This is a genomic window from Salipiger sp. D13 (assembly GCF_003703915.1).
GTDB classification, from domain to species: Bacteria; Pseudomonadota; Alphaproteobacteria; order Rhodobacterales; family Rhodobacteraceae; genus Salipiger; species Salipiger profundus.
Genome location: NZ_ML112591.1, coordinates 302,340 through 315,832, shown reverse-complemented (window position 1 = coordinate 315,832; position 13,493 = coordinate 302,340). Strand labels below are relative to the sequence as shown.

Sequence of the window (13,493 nt, the reverse complement as noted above, 5' to 3'; positions counted from 1 at the left end):
GAGTCTCCCGGAACGGGAGACGGGGGCAGAGCCCCCACCGGTCGGGCCGCCGAGAGGCGGCCCGAAACCGCTCAGGCCGTGCGCGACAGGTCCATCTCGGGAATGTCGCCGGCGATCACCAGCTCGGCGTCGGTATGTGCGACGACCTCCTCGACGCTCACGCCGGGGCCCGTCTCCAGCAGGTGCAGCCCGTCGGCGCGCGGCTCCATCACGGCAAGTTCGGTGACGATCAGGTCGACGCAACGCTGCGAGGTGAGGGGCAGGGTGCATTCGGGGACGATCTTCGACTGGCCCTTGGCGCTGTGGATCATCGCCACGATCACCTTCTTCGCGCCGGTCACGAGATCCATCGCGCCGCCCATGCCGGGCACGAACTTGCCGGGGATCATCCAGTTGGCCAGGTGCCCCTTCGCATCCACCTGCAGCCCGCCCAGCACCGTCAGGTCGAGGTGGCCGCCGCGGATCAGCCCGAAGGAAAACGCCGAGTCGATGATCGACGCCCCTGGCACCGCCGAGGTGAAGGTACCGCCGGCGTCGGTCAGGTGCCGGTCGGTCATGCCCTCGGGCGGGCGGTGGCCGAGGCCCACCACGCCGTTCTCGGACTGGAAGAACACGCCCATGCCCTCGTCGAGGTGTTCCGACACCAGCGTCGGAATGCCGATCCCGAGGTTCACGAGCGATTTCGGACGGATCTCGAGCGACACCCGCCGCGCGATGATCTCCTTCGGGTCCATCACGGAAAAATCCTTCATCACGCAGCCCTCTTGATAACATGGTCGACAAGCACGCCGGGGGTCTTGACCGCATCCGGCGGGATCACTCCCACTGGCACGATCTCCTCGGGTTCGGCGATGACCGTGGTCGCGGCCAGCGCCATGATCGGATTGAAGTTGGTCGCGGACAGCATGTAGGCGAGGTTGCCCACGTAGTCGCAGCTGCGCGCGGCGATCAGCGCGAAATCCGCATGAAGCGGCTTTTCGAGCAGGAAGGGCTTGCCATCGACCTCGACGATTTCCTTGCCCTCGGCCACCAGCGTGCCGATCCCGGTGGGCGTGAGGATGCCCCCGAGCCCCATGCCGGCGGCGCGGATGCGCTCGACGAAGGTGCCCTGCGGCACGAGCTCGACCTCGAGCTCGCCGGCACGCATCTTCTCCTGGACGTCGGGGTTCACACCGATATGGCTGCCGATGAACTTCTTCACGCAGCCCGCCTTGACCAGCGGGCCCACTCCTGTGTGCGGACGCGCGGCGTCGTTCACGATCATGGTCAGGTCCTTCTTGCCGGCGGCCGCGAGCGCGTGCACGAGCCCGTCCGGCGTCCCTACTCCCATGAAGCCCGACAGCATCACCCGAGCGCCGTCGGGGATCATGTCGACGGCGTCTTCCATCGATATGGCCATGTGCATTTGCGTATTCCTCCTGAGCCGGTCACTACGTCCCGTGCGTATCAAGATCCTTTTGTGCGGTCGGGCCATGCGCTAGGTCAAATGTCAGCGCAAAATTCGTCAAAGCGCGAAGACTGGCCATTTCAATATCTTGTGGCTCCCAGATCGAAACGCGCAAGGCTGCCCATGCAATGATGCAAAATGGCACCGTTTTACTCACGAAACTGCCGGACTTTCGGCGCCAGACTTAACAGAACCTTGCTGGGTGTAGCGAAAGTAGGCAGAATTTGGGCAATAATGAGGCAGTCCGCCACAATGGCGGGGTCGGGTTGAAACAGGCGCGCGGCATTGAACCGCGTGCGGCCGGACCGGAAGGGTAGCGATTTTGATAAAGCGGATGGGAAAGGCCGGGGTGCGAGCCGTTCTGATGGCATCGCTGATCGCGATGCCGGCGCTGCTCCTGCCGGGCAGCTCGGCGGGCACCACCCAGATCATCGCGCTTCTCGCCCTGCTCGCCGCGGCCCTGACCTTTGTTGAATACACCGGCGACTATCCCTCGATCGTCGAGTTTCGTGACGCGCCGCCCTATAACCGCCTGCGGTTCGCGGCGCTGTTCCTGACCGTGCTGCTTCTCACGCTGATCTGCCGGGGAGAGACGCACCCGACCGCAGCCAGCGACGCGCTGAACGCGGTGGGGATGCGGGTCGGCGGTCTGCTCGACTTTCCCTATTCGCCGGTGCGGTTGATGGTGCTGGGCGCGAACGCTGACATGACCGCCGCCCAGATCGACCGGATGCGGACCTTTGCCGGGCTGGCCTATCTCGTGTCGATCTCGGTCACCGCCTGTTTCATCCTGCTGGTGCGGCTGCTGAACTGGCCGGTCCGGCGCGGAGCGTTCAATTTCTGGGTGAACCTGCCGCTGTTCGATCCGACGGCGGGCGGAGATATCCTCTACCGGCTCAAGCGCGACGCCCATGTTAACATCGCCTTAGGGTTTCTTCTGTCATTCCTGATCCCGGCAGGTCTGCAAATTGCCTCGGCGGCGATCGATCCGGTTTCGCTTGGTGACGCGCAGACCCTGATCTGGACGATGAGCGCATGGGCCTTTCTTCCCGCAAGCCTGATCATGCGTGGCGTGGCGCTGATGCGCATCGCCGCGCTGATCGAGGAAAAGCGCCGCCGCGCCTACGCGCAGGCGAATCTGCAGGCGGCCTGACGCGGCGGCTCTCGCGGCTTCTGTGCCTGTGGCTGGTCGTTGCCGCGCCGGCCTCTGCCGAACGCCTCACGTTGGCCACCTGGAATGTCGACCTGTCCCGCGACGGGCCAGGCCTGCTGCTGCGCGACATCCGCGCCGGGAAAACCGATGCGGTCATCGCCGAGATCGCCGCCGCCGCGCCCGATGTGCTCGTGCTCACCGACATCGACTTCGACCACGGCGGTGCCGCGCTCGCGGCGCTGGACGAGCGGTTGCAGGCGGTCGGGACGGGCTATCCGCACCGGGTCGCGCGGCGGCCCAACGCCGGCTGGCCGACCGGGCGGGATCTTGACGGCGACGGGCTGCTTGGCGGCCCGCGCGACGCGCAGGGCTACGGCGAATTCTCGGGGCAGGGCGGCATGGCGGTGCTGTCGCGCCGGCCGGTCACGCTGGCGCGGGATTTCAGTGACCTGCTCTGGCGCGACAGCCCAGGGACCCGGCAGACGGAGGACGATCCGGCGCGCGACCTGCAGCGGCTGTCGTCCTCCGGGCACTGGATGCTGGAGGTCGAGACCGGCGGCGCGCCGCTGACGCTGCTGGCGTGGCATGCAACGCCCCCGGTCTTCGACGGCCCCGAGGATCGCAACGGCCGCCGTAACGCCGACGAGCTTGCGCTCTGGATGGCCGTGCTCGACGGCGCTTTCGGGCCGCCTCCGGCATGGCCGGTGCTGATCGGCGACGCCAACCTCGACCCCGAGCGGGGCGACGGGCTGGGCGCGGCGATGCGCGAGGTTCTCGCCGACGAGCGGCTTCAGGATCCGCTGCCGGGACAGGCGACGGTGACCTGGCCGCAGACCGGGCCGATGCGGGTCAGCTACATCCTTCCGGCTGCAGGCCTTCCGGTCGCTGCCGCCGATGTGCGAGACGCGATCTCCGGCGAGGCGCACCGCCTTGTCACGGTATCGCTCGACCTGCCCTGAGCGGCAGGCGCGGCCGCGATATCGCCGTGCTTTCTTGACCACGCGTCGGCCAGCGGCTAGGCGATGCAGGACTTTTCGAGGAGAGGACATTCCCATGAGCAACCCTTCGCTTCTCATCCTGCCGGGTGACGGCATCGGCCCCGAGGTGATGGCCGAGGTGCGCCGGATCATCGACTGGTTCGGCGACAAGCGCGGCCTGGCCTTCGATGTGAGCGAGGACCTCGTGGGGGGCGCGGCCTACGACAAGCATGGCACCCCGCTGCACGATGACACCATGGCCCGCGCGCAAGAGGTCGATGCCGTCCTGCTCGGTGCCGTGGGCGGCCCGAAATACGACGTTCTCGACTTCAGCGTGAAGCCCGAGCGCGGCCTGCTGCGCCTGCGCAAGGAGATGGACCTCTACGCCAACCTGCGCCCGGCGCAGTGTTTCGACGCGCTGGCCGACTTCTCGTCGCTGAAGCGCGACGTGGTGGCCGGGCTCGACATCATGATCGTGCGCGAACTGACCTCGGGCATCTACTTCGGCGAGCCGCGCGGCATCATCGAAGAGGGCAACGAGCGCGTCGGCATCAACACCCAGCGCTACACCGAGTCCGAGATCGACCGCGTGGCGCGCTCGGCCTTCGAACTGGCGATGAAACGCGGCAAGAAGCTCTGCTCGATGGAAAAGGCCAACGTGATGGAGTCGGGCATCCTCTGGCGCGAGGTCGTGACCGAGGTCGGCAAGGACTACCCCGAGGTCGAGCTCTCGCACATGTACGCAGATGCCGGCGCAATGCAGCTCTGCCGCTGGCCCAAGCAGTTCGACGTCATCGTGACCGACAACCTCTTCGGCGACCTGCTGTCCGACGCCGCCGCGATGCTGACCGGCTCGCTCGGGATGCTGCCCTCGGCCTCGCTGGGCGCCCCGATGGCCAATGGCCGCCCCAAGGCGCTCTACGAGCCGGTGCACGGCTCGGCGCCCGACATCGCGGGGCAGGGCAAGGCGAACCCCATCGCCTGCGTGCTGAGCTTCGCCATGGCGCTGCGCTACAGCTTCGACCAGGGCGCCGAGGCCGAGCGTCTCGAAGCGGCGGTGAACAAGGTGCTGGCCGACGGCGTGCGCACCGCCGACCTGCTCGGCGAGGAGGGCGTGCAGCCGGTCTCGACCTCGGGCATGGGCGACGCGATCCTCGGCGCGCTCGACGCGAGCCTCTAAGGCCCGGCGGGCGTCGTCTCCAGCCGGTCCGAGACCGGCGGTGCCGGCGCCTCGCTGAGCGCAAGCTCGCCGTAATGAACACAGCGCGCGGCGTTATGCGCCGCCCGCTCCAGCCAGCGCATCGCGTCGGTCACCTCGAAGACCTCCTGCACGCTGACAAGACCCACGTGCTCGCGCAGCAGCGCCGAGCGCCGCAGCCGGTGGGTCCGCCCTGAAATCAGCCGTTCCAGCCGCTCGAGCGCTGCAGCCTGGACCCCTCGGTCGGGGTCGGACGCGCGGCGCAGCGCCGCCCCGAAGGCCATTGCCGGGCGCCGCAGCCCGGGGTCGACGCGCAGCGGGCGCATCTGGTCCTCGCGGGTCATGCGATGGGCAAGGCGGGTCAGGTGGTCATACTGGTGCAGCAGCGCCGAGTAGCGGTTCATCGCGTCGGTCGCATCGGCGGGCACGCGAATGCGGGCAAGGTAGGCGTGCAGGTCGTCGAGGGCCGGTTCCAGCCGCAGCGCGTCCTCCGAGGGCAGGGGGCCGCCGCCGGGGCTCAGGCAGCGGCCCAGCGAGGCGAACATCGCGCGCATGATCCGCGCCGCACAGCCGCCTGCGCCATCCATCGCGGCGTTCGGGTCCGACAGCAGCGACCGGTCGAGCCCTTCGGTCAGCGCGGCCTCGCGCCCGGGCACGAGCTGCTCGATGAGCCGGGCGAAGGGCGCGGTGACCGGCAGCATGATGACCACGCCCAGGACGTTGAACAGCGTGTGGAAGCTCACCAGTGCCGCGGGTTCCCGTGGTCCGAAGACGGCCGCGAGCGGCGGCACGACGAGCCCGAGCAGCGCGAAGGCCACCGCACCGGTGACGACGTTGTAGGCCATGTGCGCGATGGCGGTGCGCCGCATGTCGCGCGAGCCGCCCACGGTGGCGAGAATCGCGGTGAAGGTGGTGCCCACGTCCATGCCGATCACCAGCGCCGCGCCCTGTCCCAACGTGATGGCGCCGGTGCCCAGCAGCACCAGTGTCGTCGCGACCCCGGCGCTCGAGGACTGGATCACCACGGTGATCGCGGCGCCGAGCAGCAGCAGCAGCCCCCGTCCTGCGAAGGTGTCTGCGGGCATGATCTCGGGCGAGAGCCAGCCCTCGAAGCCCGCGGCGCCCTCCTGCATCAGGTCAAGACCGATGAACACGAGGCAGAACCCGGCGAGCAGCCGGCCGATCCGCACCATGCGCCCGTGTGCCATGGTGGCGATCAGCGCCCCCAGCAACAGGCCGGGCAGGGCGATGGTGCCGAGTTTCAGCTTCAGACCCAGCAGCGCGACGATCCAGCCGGTCATCGTGGTGCCGATATTGGCGCCGTAGATCACACCGATCGCCTGCGGAAAGGTCATGAGCCCGGCACCCACGAAGCCGATCACGGTGACCATCGTGGCGCTCGAGGACTGGATGACCGCGGTGGTCGCGGCGCCGGTCAGTGCGCCGGAATATGGCGAGGTGGTGAAGCTCGACAGGAAGGCGCGCATCTGCCGACTCGCGAGCTGCCGCAGCGCGCCGGTCATGGACTGCATCCCGAAGAGGAACAGGCCGATGCCGCCGAGAATGGACAGGATATCCAGTTGCATGATGCGCTCTCCTGCCCGGAAACATGGCAGCGGCGAAGATGCGCCGCAAGCGCGTCGGCGCGCGCGCGTTGCGGCTTGTTGGCGCGTCGGAACGGTGCCAAGGTCGCAGCCGTTTTCCGGCAAAACATGCAGGCCAGACGGATATCACCCAGATGGGACAGAATGCCAAAGGCGCGCTTTTCGCGCTGCTCTCCTTTTCGCTCTTCGCCAGCCACGACGTCATCGTGAAGCTGCTCGGCGCAGATTATGCGCCGTTCCAGATCGTGTTCTTCTCGGTGCTGCTGAGCTTCCCGATCGTGAGCCTCATGCTGATCCGCGACACGACCCCCGGCCACCTGCGCCCGATCCACCCGTGGTGGACCGCGCTGCGCACGGTGGCGGCGGTGATCACCGGGCTCTGCGCCTTCTATGCCTTCTCGGTGTTGCCGCTGGCCCAGACCTACGCGATTCTCTTCGCCCAGCCGCTCGTCATCACGGTGCTGGCGATCCCGATCCTGGGCGAGCACGTTCGACTGCGGCGCTGGCTTGCGGTGCTGGTCGGGCTCGCCGGGGTGATGGTCGTCCTGCGCCCCGGCGCGACCGAGCTCACGCTGGGCCATGCGGCGGCGCTTGTCGCGGCCTGCACCGGGGCGCTGGCCTCGGTGGTGGTGCGCAAGATCGGCCACGAGGAACGCTCGGTCGTGCTGCTGCTCTACCCGATGATGGCCAACTTCGTGCTGATGGCCTGCGCGCTGCCCTTTGTCTACCGCCCCATGCCGATCGAGCACCTGGGCGGCGTCGGCGTCATGGCGGTGCTGGCGCTCTGCGGCTCGCTGGTGCTGATCCGGGCCTACAAGGCGGGCGAGGCGGTGATCGTGGCGCCGATGCAGTATTCGCAGCTGCTCTGGGCGACATTCTATGGCGCGGCGGTTTTCGGCGAATGGCCCGACGGGATGACCTTTGCGGGCGCGCTTCTCATCATCGGATCGGGGGTCTACATCGTCCTGCGCGAGGGGCGCAGCAGGGCCTCCGAGAACACGCCTGTCCTGCGCACCCGCACGCGGCTCGAGACCGGCACCAGCCTGCGCATCGGCCCGCTGCTGCGGTCGATGCGGCGGCGCGAGAAAACTCTGCAAAAGTAGGGCGGAGGCTCTTGCCAAAGCCCGCGGGCTGGGGTATTCGCCGCGCCACGGTCGGAGTGTAGCTCAGCCTGGTAGAGCACTGTCTTCGGGAGGCAGGGGCCGTGAGTTCGAATCTCGCCACTCCGACCAATGAACAAAGGCGCCCTCGGGCGCCTTTTTCGTGTTCAGGGCTTGCGGATGGGCCGATCTGCCTGCCCCGGCCGTCCCGTTGTCTTCATGGGTGACCGGAGCCGGCAGGAAGGGCACGACGGTCAGCCGTTGTAGTCTTCGTCCGAGACCTTCTCCATCCACGTGACGGGGGTGCCGTCGATGCTCTCCTGCACCGCGATGTGGCTCATCGCGGTCTCGGGCGAGGCGCCGTGCCAGTGCTTCTCGCCTGCGGGGAACCAGACGACATCGCCTTGCGAGATCTCCTCGATCGGGCCGCCCTCGCGCTGGACGCGGCCACGCCCGAAGGTGACGATCAGGGTCTGACCCGCCGGATGGGTGTGCCAGGCGGTGCGGGCACCGGGCTCGAAGGTGACATGCGCGCCGCTGGTGCGGCCGGGTTCCTCGGCCTGGAACATCGGGTCGATCCGCACGGTGCCGGTGAAATAGTCTTCCGGGCCGGGGTTCGAGGGCGTGGTGCCGGATTTGATGATCTTCATGGTTTGCGCCTTTCCCTGCGCGCTCAGCGCAGCTTGTTGAAACGGTAGGTGAGGGCCGGGCCGCCCGGCTGGACGTATGCCAGCTCAACGGTCGCCATGGCGAAAGGTTCGATGAACCGGGCGTTGCGCAATGGCCCGCAGGCGAGAGGCTCGAAGCCGATGTCGCGAATGAGGTCGCCGGCGAGGGCCCTTGCGTCCTCGTGGTCGGTGCAGGTCAGCACCTGCGGCGGCTGATCCTCGCCCTTCCGGCGGAACACCGGCTCGAAGCTCTCGGAGGGGTTGGCCGAGAAACAGCTGACCCAGCGGGCGCCGGGCCGCATGCGGGCCAGCTCCTCGGCGCCCGAGGACGTCGTGCTCACGACGAGCGACTCGTTCGCCTCGTCCAGTGGCACGCAGCAGGTCAGGACGGTGCGACTCGCGAGGTCGCCAGCCAGGTCCAGAACCTCGGCGGTGCGGGACCAGTGAACCGCCAGCATGAGCGCGTCGGCCCCTGCCACCGCTTCGGCCACGGTGCCGCTGGCGGCGCCGTGGCGCTCGGCCATGGCGGCGCGGCGCGCGTCATCTCGGGAATAGGCGAAGGTGACCTGATGTCCGCTGGCCGCCCACAGGCGTCCGAGCGTGCCGCCCATCAGCCCACTGCCCAGGATGCCGATCTTCATGTCGCGTTCTCCTTGCGTGTGCCCGGCGCAGCCAGTCCGCGCCGGGCGCTTTGTCCGTTTAGCCGCGCTCTTCGAAGACCTGCTTGGCCACCGGAAGCGCCGAGAAGACGCGCGGCCAGCCGGCGTAGAACGCGAGGTGCGACAGCATGGCGCCCGCTTCTTCCTGGGTCAGGCCGTTGTCCATCGCGCGGTTCAGGTGAAAGGTCATCTGCTCGGGCTGACCCGCCGCGATGAGGCCCGCGACGGTCACGAGGCTACGGTCGCGCGGCTCGAGCGCCGGGCGCAGCCAGAGGTCGAGGAAGAGAATTTCCTCGGTGGTGTCGACCACGCCCTGGCTGACATCGCCGTAGTTGCTTTGAACCGTTTCCTGGCGCGCGGCTTCGGCCTCCTCGTCCAGCGGCAGCAGCTCTGCATCCACTGCGGGAAGGTCCTCGACGGCGATCCCGCGCTCTTCGAAGATCGGGGCCATCGCCTCGGTGGCGGCGGTCGCGTTGCCCCAGCCGGTGTAGAAGGCCAGGTGGGTCACGGTCTCGGAGAGCTCCGACGGGGTTACGCCTGCATCCAGCGCGACTTCGGTGATGGCGGCCAGGTTGCCGGTCTCGTGCCGGGTCATGAGCGCCGCGAAGGTGACGAGTGCGCGATCCCGCATCGAGAGGTTCTCGCCGTTCCAGACCGAGCCGAAGAGGTCGTTGGTCGCGTAGGATTCGAGCGCGGGTGCAACGCGGGCGACGCTGTCGGGAAGCGTGCGCGCGACATCCTGCGCGAAGGCACCGGTGCTGGCGAGGACGAGGGCGGAAGAGGCGAAAAGGGTCTTCATCGTAATCTCCTTGGAGCTCTTGGTTGCCCTTCGCCATGTGGGGCAGACCGCGCAGCGCTCAATGCAGGTGAACCGCAATCCACTCATGACGGTCTTTCATCAATGAAGCCTATTCACGCAGAGCGTCCAGGACCACCTGGAAGGCCGACGAGGGCCTCTGGCGACTGGGGTAGTAGAGGTGGAACCCGGGGAAGTAGGGGCTGAAGTCCTCGAGGCAGGGGCGAAGCACGCCGTCCTTCAGCATCGGCTGGGCCAGCCGTTCCGGCACCAGCGCCAGGCCATGTCCGTCCTTTGCCGCCCGCATCACGGGGTTGATGGTGTTGAAGCAGGCCTGGCCCTGCACCTTGACCCTGATCTCGTTGCCGTCGGCGTCCTCGAACTCCCAGGCATAGAGTGCGCCGTGGGTCGACAGCCGCAGGTTGATGCAGCGGTGTTCGGACAGATCCTGCGGCACCTGCGGTGTGCCGGCCGTGTCGAGGTATTCGGGGGAGCCGACGCAGAGCATGCGTTCTTCCGGCCCGATGCGCATCGCGATCATGCCGTCGCTGACCTGCTCGCCGTAGCGCACGCCCGCATCACACTGGGATTCGGCAAGATCGGTGTAGCCGTAGTCCATGACCAGCTCGACGTTCACCGCGGGATGCGCCTTCAGCACCGGTGAGAGCTTGGGCCAGAGGATGGTCTCGATCGCGTATTCCACCGCGACGATGCGGACCGTCCCGGTCGGCTGATCGCGCGAGTCGTTAAGGGCCTGAAGCCGTGCCTCGATCTTGTCGAAACACGGGTTCAGGGTGGCCAGAAGGTCTTCGCCCTCCAGCGTGGGCGCCACGCTGCGCGTCGTCCGTGTCAGGAGCCGCAGGCCGAGGCGGCGTTCAAGCCCCTTGATCGTGTGGCTCAGCGCCGACTGCGACACGTTGAGGCGCGCGGCGGCTCGGGTGAAACTGCGCTCTTCCGCAACGGCGGCAAGCGCGATCAGGTCGTTGATATTCTCGCGTAACATGAGGAAGGCCTTGAGCTGGGGATCCAGGATCATTGGTCTTCCTCATGATATATGCGACGCGCTCATGAAATCTAGCGATTATCCAGAGCGATCACCCGTGTTTTACTCGGCGTATTCCTCGTCGGTGACGTGCTCGCCCCAGGTCACGGCCGAGCCGTCGACGTTCGCCTGGATCGCGTAGTGCGTGACCGAGGTCGAGTCGGTAGCGCCGTGCCAGTGTTCGATCTCCGGCGGGCACCAGACGACGTCGCCTGCCTGCATCACCTGTTTCGGCTCACCGCGTTCCTGCACCCAACCGGTGCCGTGCGTGACGACGAGCATCTGGCCCGCCGGGTGAGTGTGCCACGCCGACCGGGCGCCGGGCAGGAAGGTGACTTCCCCGGCGCTCACGTCGTTCATTTCCGGGGGGAAGACCGGGGCAACGTAGGCCGTGCCGGTGAAGCTATCGGAGCTGCCGACCTGACCGGCGCGATCTTCGGCCTGGGTCAGGGTCATGGATTGTGCGAAGGCCGCGGGGGCGGCGAGCGTGAGGCCGAGCGTAGCGGCAAGAAGGGATTTCATCTGTGGTCGTCTCCGTTTTCGGTGGCGGCCAGATGGCCGGGATCAGGCCGATTGCCTGTGACGATCAGGTAGGTCGCTTCGAAGGTGGGATAATGTGCCCGGATCAGATGCCATCCATGAGGAGGTCTCATCAGTGGCGTGTGCAAAGCCTCCTTCACTTCAGGCCGATTTTGTCCGATCCTTCGACTGAGCAGGGGGGCCATTCCGGCCGCCTGCGACGCCGGATGGAGATCACCATGCAAGCAGCCGCAATCCGTTCCCGCAGGGTGATCGCGGCGTGCGCGGTCGCACTGCTCGCTCTGCCGGGGCAAGCTTCGGAGCCGGACAAGGAGACCGACATGACACGTATCACTTTCATCGTGGGCGACGAGGAACTGGCGGCCAGGCTCGACGACACCCCGGCCGCGCGGGACTTCGCGTCGATGCTGCCGCTCACGATCACGCTGTCGGATTTTCACGGCATCGAAAAGGTGGGAGACCTCGGGCGCAAGCTGGACAGCGGCGGCATGCCCGGGAGCTACGAGCCGAAAGCCGGGGACATCACGCAGTATGCGCCATGGAAGAACCTGGCGATTTTCGTCGCGCCCTTTTCCGACTCGCGCGGGCTTGTGCGGCTGGGGGAATTCGAGGGTGACTTTTCGGCCCTGAAGCAGGCCGGGGAGATCGAGGTCAGGATCGAGGCCGTGGACTAGGCGGGGCGAACTCCCGGAAAGGCTGACCCGGCCCGTGCAGGGCCCGCGCTTCGGCTACTCGAAACAGTCGGCCCGTCCGTCCCTTGCGATGGTCGCCGCACCGTCGCGGATCTGCGAGGCCCGGCGGGTCACGAAGCCCGAGGGTTGCGAGGCAGAGCGGTCCTTGGGGTCGGGCAGGATGGCTGCGAGCCGCGCGGCCTGAGTGCCGCTCAGCGAGGCAGCTCCGGTGCCGAAGTAGTGGCGCGAGGCAGCCTCGATCCCGAAGACGCCCTCGTCGAACTCGGCGACATTCAGGTAGATCTCGAGAATGCGGCGCTTTGACCAGAAGGCCTCGACCAGCGGGGTCAGCGCGGCCTCGAGCGCCTTGCGCAGCCAGTTGCGTCCCTGCCAGAGGTAGACGTTCTTCACGACCTGCTGGCTGATCGTCGACGCACCGCGATTGCCGCCCTCGGCTATGGCGGCGCGAATCGCCCGCATGTCGAACCCCCAGTGCGTGCAGAAGTTCGCATCCTCGGCGGCCACGACCGACCGCAGCATGACCGGGGCAATGTCCTCGGCGGAGACCCAGGTCTGCTCGACGGGCGTTCCGAGACGCCGGCCCTCGGACAGCATCGTCCAGGTCGTCGGCGGGTTCACGGCCTTGTAGAGCAGCACGAGGCAGACGGCGACCACCACCAGAACGACGGCGAGGCGCAGCAGCAGTCGGGTCGCCCAGCGGAGGGGTTGGCGCGGAGCACGCGACGACTCGGCCTCGCGCGATTGCTTCGAGCGGGAGGCTTTCTTCTTCTGCGAAGCGGTCTTTTTCTCTGCGCGCGCCATCCTGCGAGATTTACATGCTGCCGCATCCCGGTGGAAGCGCGTTCCGCGCAACATCGCCCGATGCGAGGCCTTGGTGCATCGCGACGAAGGCGAGGGACAGGCCCACGCGGGAGGCGGTCACTCGATCAGGATGTGCGGAGGCTTGATCCCGGAGCGTTCCATCGCCTTCTCGGCCTTGCCCTGCATGTAGCGGGTCGTCTGCCGTGCGAGATATCCGAGAATATGCTTGTCGCGCTCTTCCCAGACGCGCGGCGCGGTGTCGGCCACGCTGAGCGCCGCGAAGGGCATGTCGAAGGGGCCGAACACGGGGAATCCCATGTAGGACCGCAAGCCGAAGGTCTCGACCGCGGGATGGTCGCGATACTTCGGGTCCGCCGCCGTGTCGTCGATGGACAGCGGCTCGCCATTCGCGATCACGTCCTTGCAGAGGCAAAGGTCGAGCGAACTCTCTTCGGTGCTGTCATAGGGTGCGCTGAGGCCGCGATGGGCGAGGAAGATCTGCCGATCATTGTGGGTCTCGACAACGCTGATCAAGGCCATCGGAACCCGAAGCAGCTGGACGGCGACATCCACTGTCGACTGAAGCGAATAGCGATCTTCAGAAGCCAGAAGCGCCAGATCGCTGAGGCGTATGATCTGCATCGAGTGTTTAGATCCTTGAAGATGATCCGGCGCCAACCCAGCCGAAGAAAACAATCTTAACTCACCCTAGAAAACACTACTTATAAGTGTGCGCCAATTCGTCAATACATGGAAGTGGTGAGAATGCATACCCGACCTTGCACTGATCACATTTCAGTGGCCGATCTTTGCCGT

The 13,493-nt window shown here is 67.0% G+C and carries 15 protein-coding genes and 1 tRNA gene; 6 read left to right on the top strand and 10 right to left on the bottom strand.

The genetic code is table 11. From position 1 onward, the window contains the following. Window positions 1–71 precede the first annotated feature (71 nt). Together D6860_RS05825 and D6860_RS05820 are read right to left on the bottom strand one after the other, a co-directional pair. Window positions 72–752, bottom strand: a complete 681-nt coding sequence (locus D6860_RS05825) for a 3-oxoacid CoA-transferase subunit B (RefSeq protein WP_017469500.1) — start codon at window positions 750–752, stop codon at window positions 72–74. Then, window positions 752–1,405: a CoA transferase subunit A gene (locus D6860_RS05820; RefSeq protein ID WP_076622540.1), complete on the bottom strand. Its 654-nt coding sequence runs from the start codon at window positions 1,403–1,405 to the stop codon at window positions 752–754. Before D6860_RS05820 ends, D6860_RS05825 begins: the two co-directional genes overlap by 1 nt. Window positions 1,406–1,811: 406 nt before the next feature. Here D6860_RS05820 and D6860_RS05815 point away from each other — a divergent pair, with 406 nt between their 5' ends. The 3 genes from D6860_RS05815 to leuB all read left to right on the top strand — a co-directional run bounded on the left by D6860_RS05815 (window position 1,812) and on the right by leuB (window position 4,757). Next, window positions 1,812–2,600, top strand: a complete 789-nt coding sequence (locus D6860_RS05815; RefSeq protein ID WP_229743256.1) for a hypothetical protein — start codon at window positions 1,812–1,814, stop codon at window positions 2,598–2,600. Between the two features lie 71 nt (window positions 2,601–2,671). Then, complete coding sequence (locus D6860_RS05810; RefSeq protein ID WP_229743255.1) at window positions 2,672–3,559, top strand: endonuclease/exonuclease/phosphatase family protein; 888 nt, start codon at window positions 2,672–2,674, stop codon at window positions 3,557–3,559. A 94-nt stretch (window positions 3,560–3,653) separates the two neighbouring features. Beyond that, window positions 3,654–4,757, top strand: a complete 1,104-nt coding sequence (gene leuB / locus D6860_RS05805; RefSeq protein WP_076622538.1) for a 3-isopropylmalate dehydrogenase — start codon at window positions 3,654–3,656, stop codon at window positions 4,755–4,757. Here leuB and D6860_RS05800 read toward each other — a convergent pair. Then, a complete protein-coding gene (locus D6860_RS05800; protein WP_076622537.1) occupies window positions 4,754–6,361 on the bottom strand; it encodes a Na/Pi cotransporter family protein in 1,608 nt (535 codons plus the stop codon). The two genes, leuB and D6860_RS05800, sit on opposite strands and share 4 nt — an antisense overlap. 152 nt (window positions 6,362–6,513) lie before the next feature. On the opposite strand from D6860_RS05800, the gene D6860_RS05795 reads away from it, so the two are divergent. Next, complete coding sequence (locus D6860_RS05795) at window positions 6,514–7,482, top strand: DMT family transporter (RefSeq protein ID WP_076622536.1); 969 nt, start codon at window positions 6,514–6,516, stop codon at window positions 7,480–7,482. Window positions 7,483–7,534: 52 nt separating this feature from the next. Beyond that, window positions 7,535–7,611: transfer RNA gene (locus D6860_RS05790), tRNA-Pro, on the top strand. A 122-nt stretch (window positions 7,612–7,733) separates the two neighbouring features. Here the strand turns inward: D6860_RS05790 and D6860_RS05785 are convergent. The 5 genes from D6860_RS05785 to D6860_RS05765 all read right to left on the bottom strand — a co-directional run bounded on the left by D6860_RS05785 (window position 7,734) and on the right by D6860_RS05765 (window position 11,166). After that, entirely contained in the window at window positions 7,734–8,129 is a 396-nt protein-coding gene (locus D6860_RS05785) for a (R)-mandelonitrile lyase (protein ID WP_076622535.1), read from the bottom strand. Window positions 8,130–8,152: 23 nt separating this feature from the next. Beyond that, the gene (locus D6860_RS05780) at window positions 8,153–8,788 is read right to left on the bottom strand and encodes an NADPH-dependent F420 reductase (RefSeq protein WP_076622534.1); all 636 of its coding nucleotides are present in this window, start codon (window positions 8,786–8,788) and stop codon (window positions 8,153–8,155) included. 58 nt (window positions 8,789–8,846) lie between these two features. Continuing rightward, window positions 8,847–9,605, bottom strand: coding sequence for a carboxymuconolactone decarboxylase family protein (locus tag D6860_RS05775; protein WP_076622533.1), 759 nt, complete (start codon window positions 9,603–9,605; stop codon window positions 8,847–8,849). 109 nt (window positions 9,606–9,714) lie between these two features. Beyond that, a complete protein-coding gene (locus D6860_RS05770; RefSeq protein WP_308420241.1) occupies window positions 9,715–10,638 on the bottom strand; it encodes a LysR family transcriptional regulator in 924 nt (307 codons plus the stop codon). A gap of 69 nt (window positions 10,639–10,707) precedes the next feature. After that, window positions 10,708–11,166, bottom strand: coding sequence for a (R)-mandelonitrile lyase (locus D6860_RS05765; RefSeq protein WP_017467301.1), 459 nt, complete (start codon window positions 11,164–11,166; stop codon window positions 10,708–10,710). Between the two features lie 338 nt (window positions 11,167–11,504). Here D6860_RS05765 and D6860_RS05760 point away from each other — a divergent pair, with 338 nt between their 5' ends. Beyond that, the gene (locus D6860_RS05760; protein ID WP_076625259.1) at window positions 11,505–11,858 is read left to right on the top strand and encodes a cyclophilin-like fold protein; all 354 of its coding nucleotides are present in this window, start codon (window positions 11,505–11,507) and stop codon (window positions 11,856–11,858) included. A gap of 54 nt (window positions 11,859–11,912) precedes the next feature. Here D6860_RS05760 and mtgA read toward each other — a convergent pair whose 3' ends face one another. Next, window positions 11,913–12,677: a monofunctional biosynthetic peptidoglycan transglycosylase gene (gene mtgA, locus D6860_RS05755; protein WP_017467299.1), complete on the bottom strand. Its 765-nt coding sequence runs from the start codon at window positions 12,675–12,677 to the stop codon at window positions 11,913–11,915. Between the two features lie 117 nt (window positions 12,678–12,794). Beyond that, entirely contained in the window at window positions 12,795–13,319 is a 525-nt protein-coding gene (locus D6860_RS05750; RefSeq protein ID WP_076622532.1) for a GAF domain-containing protein, read from the bottom strand. Between the last annotated feature and the right edge of the window lie 174 nt (window positions 13,320–13,493).

Coding starts and splice junctions, on each gene's coding strand:
- D6860_RS05815 (WP_229743256.1), top strand. CDS start 1,812: ATGGCATCGCTGATCGCGATGCCGGCGCTGCTCCTGCCGGGCAGCTCG.
- D6860_RS05750 (WP_076622532.1), bottom strand. CDS start 13,319: ATGCAGATCATACGCCTCAGCGATCTGGCGCTTCTGGCTTCTGAAGAT.
- D6860_RS05795 (WP_076622536.1), top strand. CDS start 6,514: ATGGGACAGAATGCCAAAGGCGCGCTTTTCGCGCTGCTCTCCTTTTCG.
- D6860_RS05800 (WP_076622537.1), bottom strand. CDS start 6,361: ATGCAACTGGATATCCTGTCCATTCTCGGCGGCATCGGCCTGTTCCTC.
- D6860_RS05765 (WP_017467301.1), bottom strand. CDS start 11,166: ATGAAATCCCTTCTTGCCGCTACGCTCGGCCTCACGCTCGCCGCCCCC.
- D6860_RS05820 (WP_076622540.1), bottom strand. CDS start 1,405: ATGCACATGGCCATATCGATGGAAGACGCCGTCGACATGATCCCCGAC.
- D6860_RS05770 (WP_308420241.1), bottom strand. CDS start 10,638: ATGATCCTGGATCCCCAGCTCAAGGCCTTCCTCATGTTACGCGAGAAT.
- D6860_RS05760 (WP_076625259.1), top strand. CDS start 11,505: ATGACACGTATCACTTTCATCGTGGGCGACGAGGAACTGGCGGCCAGG.
- D6860_RS05785 (WP_076622535.1), bottom strand. CDS start 8,129: ATGAAGATCATCAAATCCGGCACCACGCCCTCGAACCCCGGCCCGGAA.
- mtgA (WP_017467299.1), bottom strand. CDS start 12,677: ATGGCGCGCGCAGAGAAAAAGACCGCTTCGCAGAAGAAGAAAGCCTCC.
- D6860_RS05775 (WP_076622533.1), bottom strand. CDS start 9,605: ATGAAGACCCTTTTCGCCTCTTCCGCCCTCGTCCTCGCCAGCACCGGT.
- leuB (WP_076622538.1), top strand. CDS start 3,654: ATGAGCAACCCTTCGCTTCTCATCCTGCCGGGTGACGGCATCGGCCCC.
- D6860_RS05825 (WP_017469500.1), bottom strand. CDS start 752: ATGAAGGATTTTTCCGTGATGGACCCGAAGGAGATCATCGCGCGGCGG.
- D6860_RS05780 (WP_076622534.1), bottom strand. CDS start 8,788: ATGAAGATCGGCATCCTGGGCAGTGGGCTGATGGGCGGCACGCTCGGA.